The sequence below is a fragment of the Zoogloea sp. genome, assembly GCF_017302315.1.
Classification (GTDB): domain Bacteria; phylum Pseudomonadota; class Gammaproteobacteria; order Burkholderiales; family Rhodocyclaceae; genus Zoogloea.
On the sequence record NZ_JAFLDT010000040.1, the window covers coordinates 24,581 to 37,887 of the forward strand.

Annotated in this window: 9 protein-coding genes; 4 read left to right on the plus strand and 5 right to left on the minus strand. The window is 65.7% G+C overall.

The window, feature by feature from the left end; genetic code table 11:
* Positions 1 to 86: 86 nt before the first annotated feature.
* Positions 87 to 2,483, plus strand: a complete 2,397-nt coding sequence (locus J0L98_RS12935) for a S8 family serine peptidase (protein ID WP_296412189.1) — start codon at positions 87 to 89, stop codon at positions 2,481 to 2,483.
* Between the two features lie 215 nt (positions 2,484 to 2,698).
* Here J0L98_RS12935 and J0L98_RS12940 read toward each other — a convergent pair whose 3' ends face one another.
* Both J0L98_RS12940 and J0L98_RS12945 read right to left on the minus strand, forming a co-directional pair.
* A complete protein-coding gene (locus tag J0L98_RS12940) occupies positions 2,699 to 4,240 on the minus strand; it encodes an AMP-binding protein (RefSeq protein ID WP_296412190.1) in 1,542 nt (513 codons plus the stop codon).
* Positions 4,237 to 5,403 (minus strand): acetyl-CoA acetyltransferase, encoded by a 1,167-nt coding sequence (locus J0L98_RS12945; RefSeq protein WP_296412191.1) that lies wholly within the window; start codon positions 5,401 to 5,403, stop codon positions 4,237 to 4,239. Before J0L98_RS12945 ends, J0L98_RS12940 begins: the two co-directional genes overlap by 4 nt.
* A gap of 331 nt (positions 5,404 to 5,734) precedes the next feature.
* Here J0L98_RS12945 and J0L98_RS12950 point away from each other — a divergent pair, with 331 nt between their 5' ends.
* The 3 genes from J0L98_RS12950 to J0L98_RS12960 all read left to right on the plus strand — a co-directional run bounded on the left by J0L98_RS12950 (position 5,735) and on the right by J0L98_RS12960 (position 8,751).
* Positions 5,735 to 6,994, plus strand: coding sequence for a GTP-binding protein (locus J0L98_RS12950; protein ID WP_296412192.1), 1,260 nt, complete (start codon positions 5,735 to 5,737; stop codon positions 6,992 to 6,994).
* A gap of 192 nt (positions 6,995 to 7,186) precedes the next feature.
* On the plus strand, positions 7,187 to 7,357 hold the full coding sequence (locus tag J0L98_RS12955; protein ID WP_296412193.1) for a hypothetical protein: 171 nt from the start codon (positions 7,187 to 7,189) through the stop codon (positions 7,355 to 7,357).
* Positions 7,358 to 7,431: 74 nt separating this feature from the next.
* Positions 7,432 to 8,751, plus strand: coding sequence for a PAS domain-containing protein (locus J0L98_RS12960; protein WP_296412194.1), 1,320 nt, complete (start codon positions 7,432 to 7,434; stop codon positions 8,749 to 8,751).
* Positions 8,752 to 8,803: 52 nt separating this feature from the next.
* On the opposite strand, the gene J0L98_RS12965 is transcribed toward J0L98_RS12960, so the two are convergent.
* From J0L98_RS12965 to J0L98_RS12975, 3 genes are all read right to left on the minus strand, one after another.
* The gene (locus J0L98_RS12965; RefSeq protein ID WP_296412195.1) at positions 8,804 to 9,988 is read right to left on the minus strand and encodes a porin; all 1,185 of its coding nucleotides are present in this window, start codon (positions 9,986 to 9,988) and stop codon (positions 8,804 to 8,806) included.
* 105 nt (positions 9,989 to 10,093) lie between these two features.
* Complete coding sequence (locus J0L98_RS12970) at positions 10,094 to 11,158, minus strand: NAD(P)-dependent alcohol dehydrogenase (protein WP_296412196.1); 1,065 nt, start codon at positions 11,156 to 11,158, stop codon at positions 10,094 to 10,096.
* 367 nt (positions 11,159 to 11,525) lie between these two features.
* Positions 11,526 to 12,887 carry a PEP-CTERM sorting domain-containing protein gene (locus tag J0L98_RS12975; protein WP_296412197.1) on the minus strand — a complete coding sequence of 454 codons (1,362 nt, stop codon included), beginning with the start codon at positions 12,885 to 12,887 and terminating at the stop codon, positions 11,526 to 11,528.
* Positions 12,888 to 13,307 lie beyond the last annotated feature (420 nt).

The following is a 13,307-nucleotide window of genomic DNA, read 5'->3' on the forward strand; positions in this document are numbered from 1 at the left end:
GCATGCTCGCATCCTGCGGGGGCGGTGGCGGGGGTGGCTCCGCGGATGCCCTGCCAAGGGTTCAACCGGCCTCCGCCAGCCAGATCGTGGATACCGAATACGGAAAGATCGTCTCCGGCTATCTGGAAGCCTATTCGGCCGAAGGTGTCAGCACCACCACGGTCAAGGAGTTCGTGAGAAGCAGCGGCTGGAAAATCGTCGGTTATGTCGAAGCAGCGCGAATGTTCCAGATCGACACCGGTGAGACGAACTTTGCCAGCCTCGCGGCCGCGCGAGACAAGGCCATCGCCAGCGGCCACTTCGGAAGCGATGTCTATTACGTGACGCTGGTGGGCGAGAATTCCAACCAGTGCATCGATGCCTTGAAGGACAGCGCAACGTACTGGAACTACGATGCGGCATCGATCAAGTCGGCCTGGGCGCTATTGAACGGCAGTCCTCTGAGCCTGGTCCCCGTTCAGGTCGCTGTCGCTGACCAAGGCTTCACCACAACAACGGCGGCTGACGACCTTGTGCTGGACAACGTGTTTTCCGGCCAATCCGAGGCGGACTGCAAGAACGGATGCAGCAATCACGGTTATCACGTTGCCGGGATCATTGGCGCATCCGCGAACGAGAAGGGTATCGTCGGAATACCCAACGCGGTGACAAAGAATGTCATCAACGGCGCGGGCGGCGCGGACTCAAGCTCCCTGGGGGATGGAATCTCGTCCCTGGTCATGCAGGGGCCGAGAGTCCTCAACATGTCCATCGGAAACGGCGAAACGCCAAAAAGCGGTAGCGGCGTTGTTTCCGACGATACGAACAGGAAGATCCTAAGTTACGCCGAATCCTCGGCAAAAAACTTTGCGACCCTGCTCAAGAACCTGATTGCCAGCAACGCAAGCCAGGGAAAGCAAACGGACATCCTGATCGTGCAGGCGAGCGGCAACGCCGGAGCCTGGAGCTACAACGGCGCCCCGATTCCCAGTGAACGCAACGGCTTCGCCACAAGTGCGAACCCCCTGGATGCCTGGGCCAGACAGAATATCCACGAGAAGGCCCTCATCGTCGGCGCCTATGACAAGGACAAGAAGGTCACCTCTTACACCCAGCTCCCGGTAGGGGAACAGGGCAAGGCGAACTTCATCCTCGCGCCGGGGGATGCCATCTACTCCACGACGCGAAGCGGTCTGTGCGAAATGTCGGGCACATCGATGGCGACGCCCCATGTATCGGGTGTGGCGGCGCTTGTCTGGACGGTCAATCCCGGCCTCTCCGCAAATCAGGTTCGAAACATCATCCTGAACAACAGCGACGAGATTTCCCACCAGGGCGTGAAATACCGCGCCCTCAATGCCGAGAAGGCCGTCCGTGCCGCCCTGGAAACCCTGGGGAAGCCCACCGCCACGATCACGATAGTGACCCCCACGCCGACGGCCGGTACCCCGACTTCCTTCCGGATCAACCTGGGCGCCACACCAAACGGGGGGATCAACGAGGTGGAGTGGGATTTCGGTGACGGCTCGCCGCCGGCGCTTTCCGGTCTGGCGAGCGAGTTCCGCCATACCTATTCCGCCGCCGGAAGCTATGCCCTGAAGCTCAAGATCAAGGACGTCAGGGGTATCGAGAACACGATTTCCGGCAGTATCGCGGTCGCCGCATCCGCCGCGTCCGGGTCACTGGAGGCCGACGCCCTCTTTGCCGGGACGTATTACGACTACGTGGACAACGGCGCCGCGGGCAAATGCTATTACAAGACCGCGGGGAGCCCGGTGGGCGTCCGGACCTACTCAATCTCCGAAGAGGCCTATTGCCTGGAAAACGGCAAATGGAAGAAGCAGACCTTTACGGGTTCAAGCGTGATTCTCTCCGCTTCCGGCGACTGGATCGAACAGAAACCCCAGATCGTGGTGAATGGCAAGAACACCTATTCGGTAAGGTACGGTGGAAGCGAATTCCTCACCGGGGTCATCTACCCGGAGGGGGAGGATCGCTTCACCCAGGTGCTCACGCGGACGCGCAATGCATACAGGATCTACGCGGGCGTGGAGAACAACTACATCTACAAGAACATCTTCTCCCTGGCCCAGCTCGTGGATGACTGGAACAGCTCCCAGTGGAACTTCAACACGGGCGAAGGCCCGTGGCTCGGGGCGAACTCGGATCAATTCAAGTTCTATTTCCGCGGCGGTGGCCAGACAGCCGGCGGGGAGATCGACATCATTGATATCTCCCGCTCGCCGCCTTCGTTCGTGGTCACCACGATCTGGTCGCGGGTGCAGCTCGGGTCCGGCACCGAGGCCATCCTGCTCGGGCCGAAATCCAACCTGCTTTCCGGGCGCGACGGCGTGCAGAAGTTTTATGTCAAGAGGCCGGGCCGCAGCGGCGTCGAGGAGGGCGACATGGAACTGGCCGGAGGAAGTGATTCCATTCAGAGCATGACCAAATCGGGGATGAACGCCTACCTTGCCAGCATCGGCCTGCCGGCCGTTGCCAACTGAGAGGGTTTGAAGAAATCGTAGCAAGCGGTTCGAGTTCGCCCCGAGAAGCGCAGCCGTACAAGGGTACGGTGAGCATCGCAGGGACGAAATCGGGTCGCGCAGCAGATTTATTCACACCCGCTGGGCATCCTTGCCAGCGTTGTCCGCCCTCGTCGCCACGGGGGCGGACAACGCGCACCGTCGGGTCCGGACGGGCGGCCTGCGGGCATTGCGAATCAGCCCGGTGGTTCGCCTTCCAGCAGCGCCCGTAGTGCGGTCTTCAGCACCTTTCCGTAATTGTTCTTCGGCAGGGCATCCACGAAACGGTATTCCTTGGGCCGTTTGAAGCGGGCGATGCGTTCCAGGCAATGGCGGTCGAGTTCATCCTGCCCCACCCCGCCGGCGGCCGGGTCGAGCACCACGAAGGCCACCACCACCTCGCCCCAATCGGCGTCCCGACGGCCGATCACCGACACCTCGCGGACCGCGGGATGGGTGATCAGCACCTCCTCCACCTCCCGCGGGTAGATGTTGGACCCGCCGGAGATGATCAAGTCCTTCGAGCGGTCCTTGAGGGTCACGAAGCCGTGGGAATCCATGCAACCCATGTCGCCGGTCCATAGCCAGCCGTCACGCAGGGCGGCGGCGCTCGCCTCCGGATTGCGCCAGTAGCCGGACATCACCGTGTCCCCACGTACCACCACCTCGCCCACTTCATCATTGGGCAGGGTGCGCCCCTCCCGGTCGACGATGCGCACATCCACCAGGGTCTGGGCCACGCCGACAGAGGCGGCGCGCTGCGCCCAGGCGGGATCGGTGCGGTCCGCCAGCAGGCTGCGGGAAAGGGCGGTGATGGTCATCGGCGATTCGCCCTGGCCGTAGATCTGCACGAAGCGCGGCCCCATCACGTCAAGGGCCTCCTGGATGTCGTCCCCGTACATGGGCCCGCCACCATAGATGATGGTCTGGAAGCCCGCCGGGTCGGCACCGCTCTGCTTCACCCGGTCCACCAGGCGGCGGACCATGGTCGGCGCGGCAAACAGGGCCAGACGCCCGGGTTTGCGCGACAGGCTGATGAGCTCGTCCGGATCGAAGCCACCGGACTCGGGGATGACATGGCGGCATCCGCGCACGACGTAGGGAAAACTGTACAGCCCGGCCCCGTGGGAGAGGGGCGCGGCGTAGACCACCGCATCCCCGGGTGCCACCGGGTCCACGTCCATGAAGAAGCACGCGGTCATGGCCTGCAGGTTGCGATGGCTGAGCATCACGCCCTTGGGCTGGCCGGTGGTCCCCGAGGTGTAGAACAGCCAGGCCAGATCCTCCTGCGCGCGCTCCTGCACCGGGATGGCCAGGGCCGACACGGCACGCAGGTAGTGCCCGTCGCCAGGCATCAGCAGGGGCACGGTGGGGCCGCCCTCTTCGAGCGCTGCCGCCAGCCCCCCGGCCAGCTCGGGCGACACGCACACCAGGCGGGCCTCGGCGTTGCGGACGATCCACGCCACCTCGCGGGGGTGCAGCTTGGCGTTGACGGGCACCACCACCAGCCCGGCCCACAGCACCCCGAAAAGGCTCTCCAGGTACTCGGGGCTGTTGCCCATGTAGATCGCCACCCGGTCACCGGGTGCGAGGCCCAGGTTCTGGCGCAGGTAGCCGGCCAGCCGCGCCGCGCGAGCGGCGAGCGCAGCGTAGGTGAGCACGCACTTCGCCCCGACGAGGAGCGCAGGGCGCTCGGGGAAGGTCCGCGCCGAGCGGGCCAGTATCCGCGCCAGGTTCATTTTTCCCTCTCCAGTACGCTCACATAGCTGGCGACCGCCGCGCCGCCCATGTTGAACACCCCGCCCAGTTGCGCACCGGGCACCTGCATGGCATCCGCCTCGCCGACGAGCTGCATGGCGGCCAGGACATGCATGGAGACTCCCGTCGCACCGATGGGATGGCCCTTGGCCTTCAAGCCTCCCGAGGGATTGATGGGCAAGGTTCCCCCCGGGTAGACCGTGCCATCGGCCAGGCGATCCGCGCCCCGCCCGGGCCGGGCCAGCCCCATGGCCTCGTAGCTCAGCAATTCGGCAATGGTGAAGCAATCGTGGACCTCGGCAAAGGACAGGTCGGTCACCCGGCAGCCGGCCTCCACCAGGGCCCGCGCCCAGGCCAGGCGCGGCCCCTCGAAGCTCAGCAGGTCACGCCGGGAGATGGGCAGATAGTCATTGACCTGCACCCGTGAGCGGAAGCGCACGGCCCGGCGCACCCCGGCCAGCATCGAGGAATCGGCCAGCACCAGCGCCGCGGCACCATCGGACACGAGGGAGCAGTCGGTCTTGCGCAAGGGGCCGGCAATGCGCGGGTTGCGCTCGGATTCGGTATTGCAGAAGGCAAAGCCGAGATCCTTGCGCATGTGCGCCCAGGGGTTGCGGACGCCATTGGCGTGGTTCTTCTCGGCAATGCGGGCCAGGGTGGCCGAATGATCCCCATGGCAGCGGAAATACTCGGCGGCCAGTTCGCCAAACAGGCCCGGAAAGCTCAGGCCCCGGGACGCCTCCTCGCGCACGTAGGACGCGGCCCCCAGGATGCGGGTGACCTCGGCGCCGGACACGGCGGTCATCTTCTCGGCACCCACCACCAGCGCCAGTCGTGTCCTGCCGGACTCGATGGCATCGCAGGCCGCGAACACCGCCGCCGCACCCGAAGCGCAGGCATTCTCGACCCGCGTCGCCGGACACCAGCGCAACTCGGGGTCGGCCTGCAGGACCAGGGACGAGCAGAAGATGTCCGGGACGAAGCCGCCGTTGAGCTGACCCAGCCAGATTCCGTCCACGTCGCGGGCCGCCACCTCGGCATGGCGCAGCGCATCGCGGCTGACCCCGGCAATCAGGGCCTCCAGGTCCATGTCATCGAGCCGTCCAAAGGGCGAGTGCGCCCATCCAATGATGCTGACTCCCATCGTGTCTCCCTGCCTTGTGAGGATGCGGTGAAGGCCACCTGGCCATGCTGCCAGCGGGACACGTGGCAAGGGCCATGCCAAGGAGGGGAAAACACTTGGGCCAGCCAAACCATTGAATTCGCAAATCAAAGGGATATACCCCGGCCCCTGCAGGCGTGCTCCGCCCGAAGATCGACCGTTTTCCGAACGCCCCACCGACCGGCCTCGACCGCTTCCCGGTCGCGCCGCGGAGCCGCCAGCAGGCCAATCGGCGCTTTCCGCCCACCCAGAGGCTTGGCACGCGCCTTGCCATGACTGCAGGACCGAAACCACAACAACACCGGAGACATCCATGCAAAGATCCCGCAGCACCCCCGTCGACCGCATCCCCGTCAGCCTGCTCACCGGCTTTCTCGGCGCCGGCAAGACGACCCTCCTCAACGCCCTCTCCCAGGGGCCGGACATGGTGGGCACCGCGCTGCTGATCAACGAGTTCGGCGAGGTCGGTATCGATCACCACCTGGTCGAGAAAATCGACGAGCGCACCGTGCTGCTGGACTCGGGTTGCGTGTGCTGCAGCGTGCAGGGCGACCTGGTCCGGGCACTCAAGGAGCTCCACCAGCGCAGCTCCCGCCGGGAGATCGCCCCCATCACCCGGGTGATCATCGAAACCACCGGCCTGGCCGACCCGGTGCCGGTGATCTACACCCTGATGGAAGAGCGCTTCATCGCTGCCCGCTACGTGTGCGACGGCGTGGTCACGGTAGTGGATGCCACCCACGGCCTGGCCCAGCTCGACGCCCATCGGGAGGCCGTGCGCCAGGTGGTGATGGCCGACCGGCTGGTCATCACCAAGGGCGATCTGACCGATACCGCCAGCCGCGCCCGCCTCGACGCCCGCCTCGACAGCCTCAACCCGGGCGCCCCGCGCCTGGACGTGCGCCACGGGCGGATCAAGGCGGCTCGCCTCTTCAGCAGCGGCATCTACGCGCCGGCCGACAGGATGCCCGACGTGGCGGCCTGGCTGGGGGAGGAACGCAGCCGCGACGAGCAGGCCCGCGCCGCGGCCCTCGAAGCACCGGTCCGCTGGTCACGACACGCCGCACCCGTTCATGCAGCCCATGGTGCAGGCCGCCACGAGGACGGCGTCACCAGCTTCGTGGTGCGCTTCGAAACGCCGGTGCCGTGGTTCGGCTTTGCCCTGGCGATGGGTCGCATCCTGCAGGAGCACGGCCCCCGCCTGCTGCGGGTGAAAGGGCTGATGAACGTGGCCGGCGACACCCTGCCGCGGGTCGTGCAGTGCGTCCAGAACGTGGCCTATCCGGTGGTGCGGCTGCCCCACTGGCCCGAAGGGGGCCCCTTTGAGGACCAGCGGGGGCGCCTCGTCTTCATCACCCATGATCTCGACGACGCTGCTGCCCAGGCCATCCGCGACAGCCTCATGAACCTCCCCGGCGATGCGGCGGCCATCCGCATTGCCGCCGCATCACCCCAGCTCCCCACCCGCTGCTGGCTGAACGAGCGGATTGCCCCGAGCACCCCCGGCATGCCCCAGCTCGACGGCTGGCTGATCCAGCCCCGGCGTCTCAGGCACCGCACCGCCACCCTCTGATATCCGGACACTGCGTCCGGATATCGTCCATGGCACCCGCCGTCAGCCAAGGCTTTCCACAAGAAAACAAGGGCTTGGCCGTCCGGACCGGGCCTGCTACCGAATGGCATGCGAAATGCTGATGCCTTCCGGCCCGTCCCTGCCCCGCGGGGACGGGCCGACCCACTTCCCATGATTGGAGACATCCCTCCCATGAAAGCAGTTGTCTACGACGGTGCCGGCAGGAAGGCCCTCGAAGAACGCCCCATGCCCACGCTGAAGGACGCTACCGATGCCCCCGGCAGCGGGCTCCACCCGCCCCTCGACGCCTGCAAGACCTTTACCGCCAGCAGCAGGGCCCTGAAGCTCATCCTCTTGGCCTGATCGACCCGCCCTGGCCGTCCCCCCAGCGGAGGCGGCCAGGGCGGAATCCCCTTCTCAAACGGAGACCGACCAACGTGTTTGCCAACCGCAGGTGGCTCGCCCACCTGGGCCACTTTGCCGACGCCCTGGCGACCGGCAGCCCGCTTCCCACCCCTTTCAAGGGCGCCCGGCACCTGGAAAGCCTTGATGCACGCCTGCACACGGGGCACCAGGAAATCCTCGCCCGGGCCGGCCAGACGGCCCGCCGCCTGGCCGACCTTGAGCAGCAGATCGCCACGCTCACCCCGGCCTTCGAAGACGCCACCCGCCGGGCGGAAGATCTCGCGGAACGCTTCGACCTGATCAGCCGGGCCAGCGGCGAAGGCTTGTGGGACATCAACATCGCCAACGGCGACCCAAGCCACCCGGACAGCGTGGTGTGGTGGTCGAATCAGCTCCGCGAACTACTCGGCTTTGACAACCAGCAGGATTTTCCGGACCGCCTCGAGAGTTGGCGCGAACGCCTGCACCCGGAGGACCAGCAGGGCACCCTGAACGCCTTTGCCGCCCACCTGGCCGACGCCAGCGGCCGGACGCCCTACGATATCCGGTACCGCCTCGCCCACCGGAACGGAACCTACCGCTGGTTCCGTGCCCGCGGCACGACCCTGCGCAATGCCTTCGGAACCCCCTTGCGCGTCGCCGGCTCGCTGCTCGACATCGACGACAGCCTGCACCGGGAAACCCTGCTGGCACGCAGCCTGGAACGCTTCGAGCTGGTGCGCGAGCTGCTCAGCGATGGCCTGTGGGACATCGAGATCCGCAAGGGCAACGCCCTCGATCCGGCCAATACGGTGTGGTGGTCGCCCCAGTTGCGGCGGCTGCTCGGTTTCAGCGACGAAAGCGACTTTCCCAACACCCTCGACGCCTGGGCCTCGCGTCTTCATCCCGATGACCGGGAACGGGTTCTGAAAGCCTTCCTGGCGCATCTGGATGATCGCAGCGGGCGCACGCCCTATGACGAGTCCCACCGCCTCGCCCTGAAGAACGGCGAATACCGCTGGTTCCGGGCCTCGGCCCAGACCCGCCGGGCGGCGGACGGCACACCCCTGCGGGCCGTGGGCGCCCTGGCCGACATCGACACCCAGTTGCGCGAACGGGACGCCCGCAGCGCCCGGGAGAAACAGCAGGCCAAGCTGGAAACCACCCTGCGCCGCATCAACGAGCTGGTCGGCACCATCAAGGAGATTGCCGACCAGACCAACCTGCTGGCCCTCAATGCCGCCATTGAAGCGGCCCGGGCCGGCGATAGCGGCCGCGGCTTTGCGGTGGTGGCCGACGAAGTGCGCAAGCTGGCCGAACGCACCCGTGACACCACCGCGCGCATCGAGAGGATGGCCAGCGAAGAGGCTTGACCATCACGGGCCAGCCCCCGGTTGGCCTGCCCCTGGGGCAGGCCAACACGGCTCAGAACGAGTGGCTGATGCCGAAATCGAAGCCCGTCGTGCCATAGCCTCCCGCGGGGGAGCCCACGCCACCGGAATCCACCGCCGTGCGGGCCGGGTTGGGCTGGATCGAACAGATGCCGTTGGCACTGTTGTTGATCTTCGCCACGTCGGCATACACGTAGGTGCTGCGCTCCGAGAGGTAATACACACCGCCCAGGCCCCACTTGCGGCAGCTCGCATCCAGCGAGGTCTTGTCATCCAGGGCCACGTAGGAGGCACGGACCTTGGCCTTGTCGCCCAGCACCGGCGCCGACAGGCCGAGCATCCAGCTACGGTGGTTCAGCAGGGCGTTGTAGGTGGCGAAAGTGCCGTCGAAGACCTCCTTGTAGTTGTCGGTCTTGATGCTCTCCCAGTAGGCATGCACCTTCACCGGCCCGAAGTCATAGGCGCCGCCTGCCACCAGGATGTTGAGCTTGTGCTCCTCGCTGCCCTTGGCCTGGAGCTGTTCAATATCCAGGGTCAGGTCCAGCCCCCCTTTCGAGTAGGACGGGATGAAGGCCCACAGGCGCCCGTCGCCCTTGTTGCCCGGGCTCTCCTGCCCCACCAGGCTGGTGGTGTAGGCCGCCAGGAAGGACAGGCCGTTCCAGGAGGGAGAGATGTAGGCCACGGCATTGTCGGCGCGGGTCCCGTGCACCTGGATGGAGGCCATGTTGGCCACCGTGCCGTTGGCGAAGGGGTCGTACTTGCCGGCCACGCTGTAGCGCCCGCCGTCGATCCGCCCGAAGACCACCGTGCCCATGCTGCCGGCCAGGCCGACGAAGGACTTGCGCCGGAAGACGCTGTTGCCCTCGGCATCGCTGAGGGTGGATTTGCCATCGTCGATGGCAATACCGGCCTCAAGCTGAAAGAGGGCAGTGAGCCCGTTGCGCAGGTCGCGGCTGCCCTTCAGGCCGATGCGGCTCTCCGATTCGATGCCGCTGGCCAGCTCCGACTTGTGGCCGGCAAAGCGCGTGCCGGCCTGGGCCGCATAGGCACCGTTTTCACCGCTGCGGCTGAGGAGGCCACCGTCCAGGGTGCCGTAGATGGACAGGCTGCCCTTGTCGCCGTCCACGAGCGTGAAACCGCCTTCGGCGGCAGCAAGAGGAGAAAGGCAGGCGAGCAGGGCCGCGCCCGCACAGAGGGGCGCGTGGAGTGTGATGTTCATGGATGTTCCTGTTTCCGGATGCGCGGCAGCCGCATGCCCGGCCCTCCCGCAAGGGAGGCCGTCGTGCCGCCGCATGCGGCCGCGCTGGATCAGAGCGTCGGCGGATCAGCCGAAATGAATGACCGGCTTGATGATGCCGTCAGCCTTGGTGGTCATCATGTCCAGGGCCTTCTCGATCTCCGAGAACTGGAAATGATGCGTGGTAAGCCGGGTCGGATCGACGCGGCCACTTTCGATCAGGCGCATCAGGCGGCCCATGCGCTCGCTGCCGCCGGGGCACAGCAGGGTGGTGATGGTCTTCTCGCCCATGCCCACGCCCCACTCGGCACGGGGGATGTTGATGGTGTCACCATGACCGAAATAGCCGATGTTGGAGATCACACCACCGGCGCGGGTGACTTTCACGCAGTTCTCGAAGGTGGCCTGGGAACCCAGCGCGTCCATGGCCGCGTCGGCACCGTGGCCGCGGGTCAGGCGCATGATCTCGGCAATCGGGTCCTGCTCCTTGAAGTTGATCACCACATCCGCACCGTACTGACGGGCCAGCTCCAGGCGCGAGGGCACGCAGTCCACGGCGATCACCAGCCCGGCGCCGAGCAGGCGGGTGCCCGCTATCGCCATCAGCCCCACCGGCCCCATGCCGAACACCACGCCAGAGCCACCCAGCGGGATGCGGGCATTTTCGGCCCCCTTGAAACCGGTGGACATCATGTCGGTGGTGTAACAGGCGGCCTCGTCCGACACCCCGTCGGGAATCAGCGCCAGGTTGGCCTCGGCGTCATTCACATGGAAGTACTCGGCCATGTTGCCGTCCTTCTGGGCGGTAAACTTGTAGCCCCCGAGCATCACCTGACACTGGGAGGTGAAGCCGCGCTGACAGTTCTCGCACTTGTAGCAGGGCGTGATGGCATTCACCGCCACCCGCTGCCCGACGCGGAAGCCCTTCACCGCGCTGCCCAGTTCGTGGATCACCCCCACGGCCTCGTGGCCCAGCACCCGGTCCTTCAGCTCGCCGAGCCCACCTTCGATGGTGTGGCAATCGGAAGTGCACACCATCGCCACCGTCGTCCTGACGATGGCATCGTTCGGCCCCGCCACCGGAATCGGTCTTTCCATTACGGCCACATCATGCAGACCGCGCATCACCAGTGCCTTCATCGTCTTCGCCATATCACTCCTCCGTATATTTTGTCGCGGCGAGGTGGCGCACAACACGGCACCCTCCCGCCAGGCATTTGTCATCGGTACATACGGCCTCCCGCGGAGGGGAAAGCCACGGACCGATCTGCAAACAACGTGCCAACGGGATATGCAGGACAAGAAACACAAGCCCCACAAGGGCTATCGAGGGAGGAGGATGGACAAGTGCCCGGGTCAGGCATCCGATATTGCAACGCTGGAGTCCGGCAGCGTTCGGCTTTCGAACTGCAGACGTCAACAAGCAGCAGGCCCGATCAAGGGACCGGGCCTGCCGGGCAAAAGGCGGGCGAGGCCCTGACGGCGCTCGAGCCGCCCGCCTTGCCGAGCCGCGATCTGGTCAGGACAGGCGGCGCATCAGCAAGGCCAGCAAGCCGACGCCGGCCAACAGCAGCGTGTAGGGTTCGGGGATGGGGCTACCGTCGGTCCGGGCAGTGAGGGAAAGCACCCCGTTCACGTCCGACACGCCATACGAGAAGCCCGCCATAAGGCCTTCCACCTCATAGCTCACATCGTCCAGGCTCAAGCTGGCCCCCTTCAGGAAATCAAAGGCGGCCCCTGCCGACGGGCCAAAACCGCCTGTGAACACGAAGCGGATCAGGACGTTGTCGAGCATGACGGCGCCAGTCACGTCGAGTATGTCGAAGGCAGAGGGGCCGGCGATCTCGATCACGATCAGGCCGCCGTCCTGGCTGTAATCCCCCGCCACGTGCAGCGTGCCCGGGCTGTTCCCCGGCTTCACCGTGCCCCCCAGATTGGTCACATTGCCCGTGATCAGTCCGTTCCCGGTGAGGGTTCCACCGCTGCCCACATAGACCGTCCCCCTGACCTCCCCGCCGTTACGGACGTCAAGCACGGCCGTTCCGTGGTTCGGATCGTTGGTCTTGCTGGTGGCGATACCGACCAGGATGTCATGACTTCCCGCATCCAGCATGGACCCCGGCCCATCCACCTGAACGGTGGCGCTGCCAGCGCTGGAAACCGTGGACAGAAAGACCGTGTTCCCGACCGCGACGACACCACCTGCCTGCACGTTGAGCGTGCCGTTGCCTTCCCGGGCCAGGCTCATCATCCCGACGGATGCATCGAGCCGCGATCCGGCCCCCGATACGTTGATCGTGCCCACACTGCCCAGGCCACGGCCAATGCTGATGGCGGGAAAACCGGGCAGGGGCCCCGCCGCGCTGCTGTCCAGGGTGGCATTGAACTGGCCGCCCCCCGTGATATTGACGGTACCGGTGGAGGGCCGAAGCCCGTCCGCCTGCCCGACAAACAGCATGGGTGCACTCACCACGCCGCCGCTCACATTGAGGGTTCCGGTCGTGCCGATTGAGTTGCCCACCACCACGCTATTGTCCAGGGGACGGAAGACCGGCGCCCCGATCGTGCCGGGAAGGTAGTTCAGATTGAGCGTGGCGCCGACGCCAACCTCGAGCGTGCCCACCGGATTACCCGCAAACGGTGCATGGCCGGTAAGTTGCGGGTCGGTACTGCGTACACCGATGCCGACAAAATCGTAGGTCTCGGTACCACTCACGGACGCCGCCCCCACGCCATCCACCCCCACATAGAGGGAGTTGAATTCATTGACCACCGTCGGCAGCGCAAGGGCGCCCGTGGCGGGAAGGGCGATGGCCGCGGCCAGCACAATGCTGGCCATCCGCGGCATCAGGCGGGGGACTCGGGAAGGCAGGCTCATCATGTTCGGCACTCCTGAAAGTTCGTCAATCGGGGCCGGAACCGTGAGGGAGAAAACGCCCGGCCTCCGGTCCCTTCAGTCAGATGAAGTTGCAGAAAAGCCAGAGCATGAAGAGTGCCTAATTCATCAAAATTATTTGTTTCCCCATAAACACATTATTGGCATTGGTGCTCCACCCGGCACCCAATCCAACGACATATGCGCCAATCCGGGCAAAGTCACAAAGTGTAAATAAAACCGACACAGCGCCGGGTCTGCGGCAACCGGCAGAGGCCGCACGCGGGCAACCCGCCTCAGCCCGGTGCTGCCTGCTTGCTCTTGAAATACCCATCCAGCCGGGCGATCCATCCGGCCTTCTCGGCATCGGTGGCAAAGCTGGCTTCGAAGCTGTTGGCCGCCAGCTGGTAGGCGGCGGCGCTGTCC

What these genes read in the sequence shown, in the direction of transcription:
- J0L98_RS12940 (WP_296412190.1), bottom strand. Translation starts at nt 4,240, where the DNA reads ATGAACCTGGCGCGGATACTGGCCCGCTCGGCGCGGACCTTCCCCGAG.
- J0L98_RS12945 (WP_296412191.1), bottom strand. Translation starts at nt 5,403, where the DNA reads ATGGGAGTCAGCATCATTGGATGGGCGCACTCGCCCTTTGGACGGCTC.
- J0L98_RS12950 (WP_296412192.1), top strand. Translation starts at nt 5,735, where the DNA reads ATGCAAAGATCCCGCAGCACCCCCGTCGACCGCATCCCCGTCAGCCTG.
- J0L98_RS12955 (WP_296412193.1), top strand. Translation starts at nt 7,187, where the DNA reads ATGAAAGCAGTTGTCTACGACGGTGCCGGCAGGAAGGCCCTCGAAGAA.
- J0L98_RS12965 (WP_296412195.1), bottom strand. Translation starts at nt 9,988, where the DNA reads ATGAACATCACACTCCACGCGCCCCTCTGTGCGGGCGCGGCCCTGCTC.
- J0L98_RS12970 (WP_296412196.1), bottom strand. Translation starts at nt 11,158, where the DNA reads ATGGCGAAGACGATGAAGGCACTGGTGATGCGCGGTCTGCATGATGTG.
- J0L98_RS12975 (WP_296412197.1), bottom strand. Translation starts at nt 12,887, where the DNA reads ATGATGAGCCTGCCTTCCCGAGTCCCCCGCCTGATGCCGCGGATGGCC.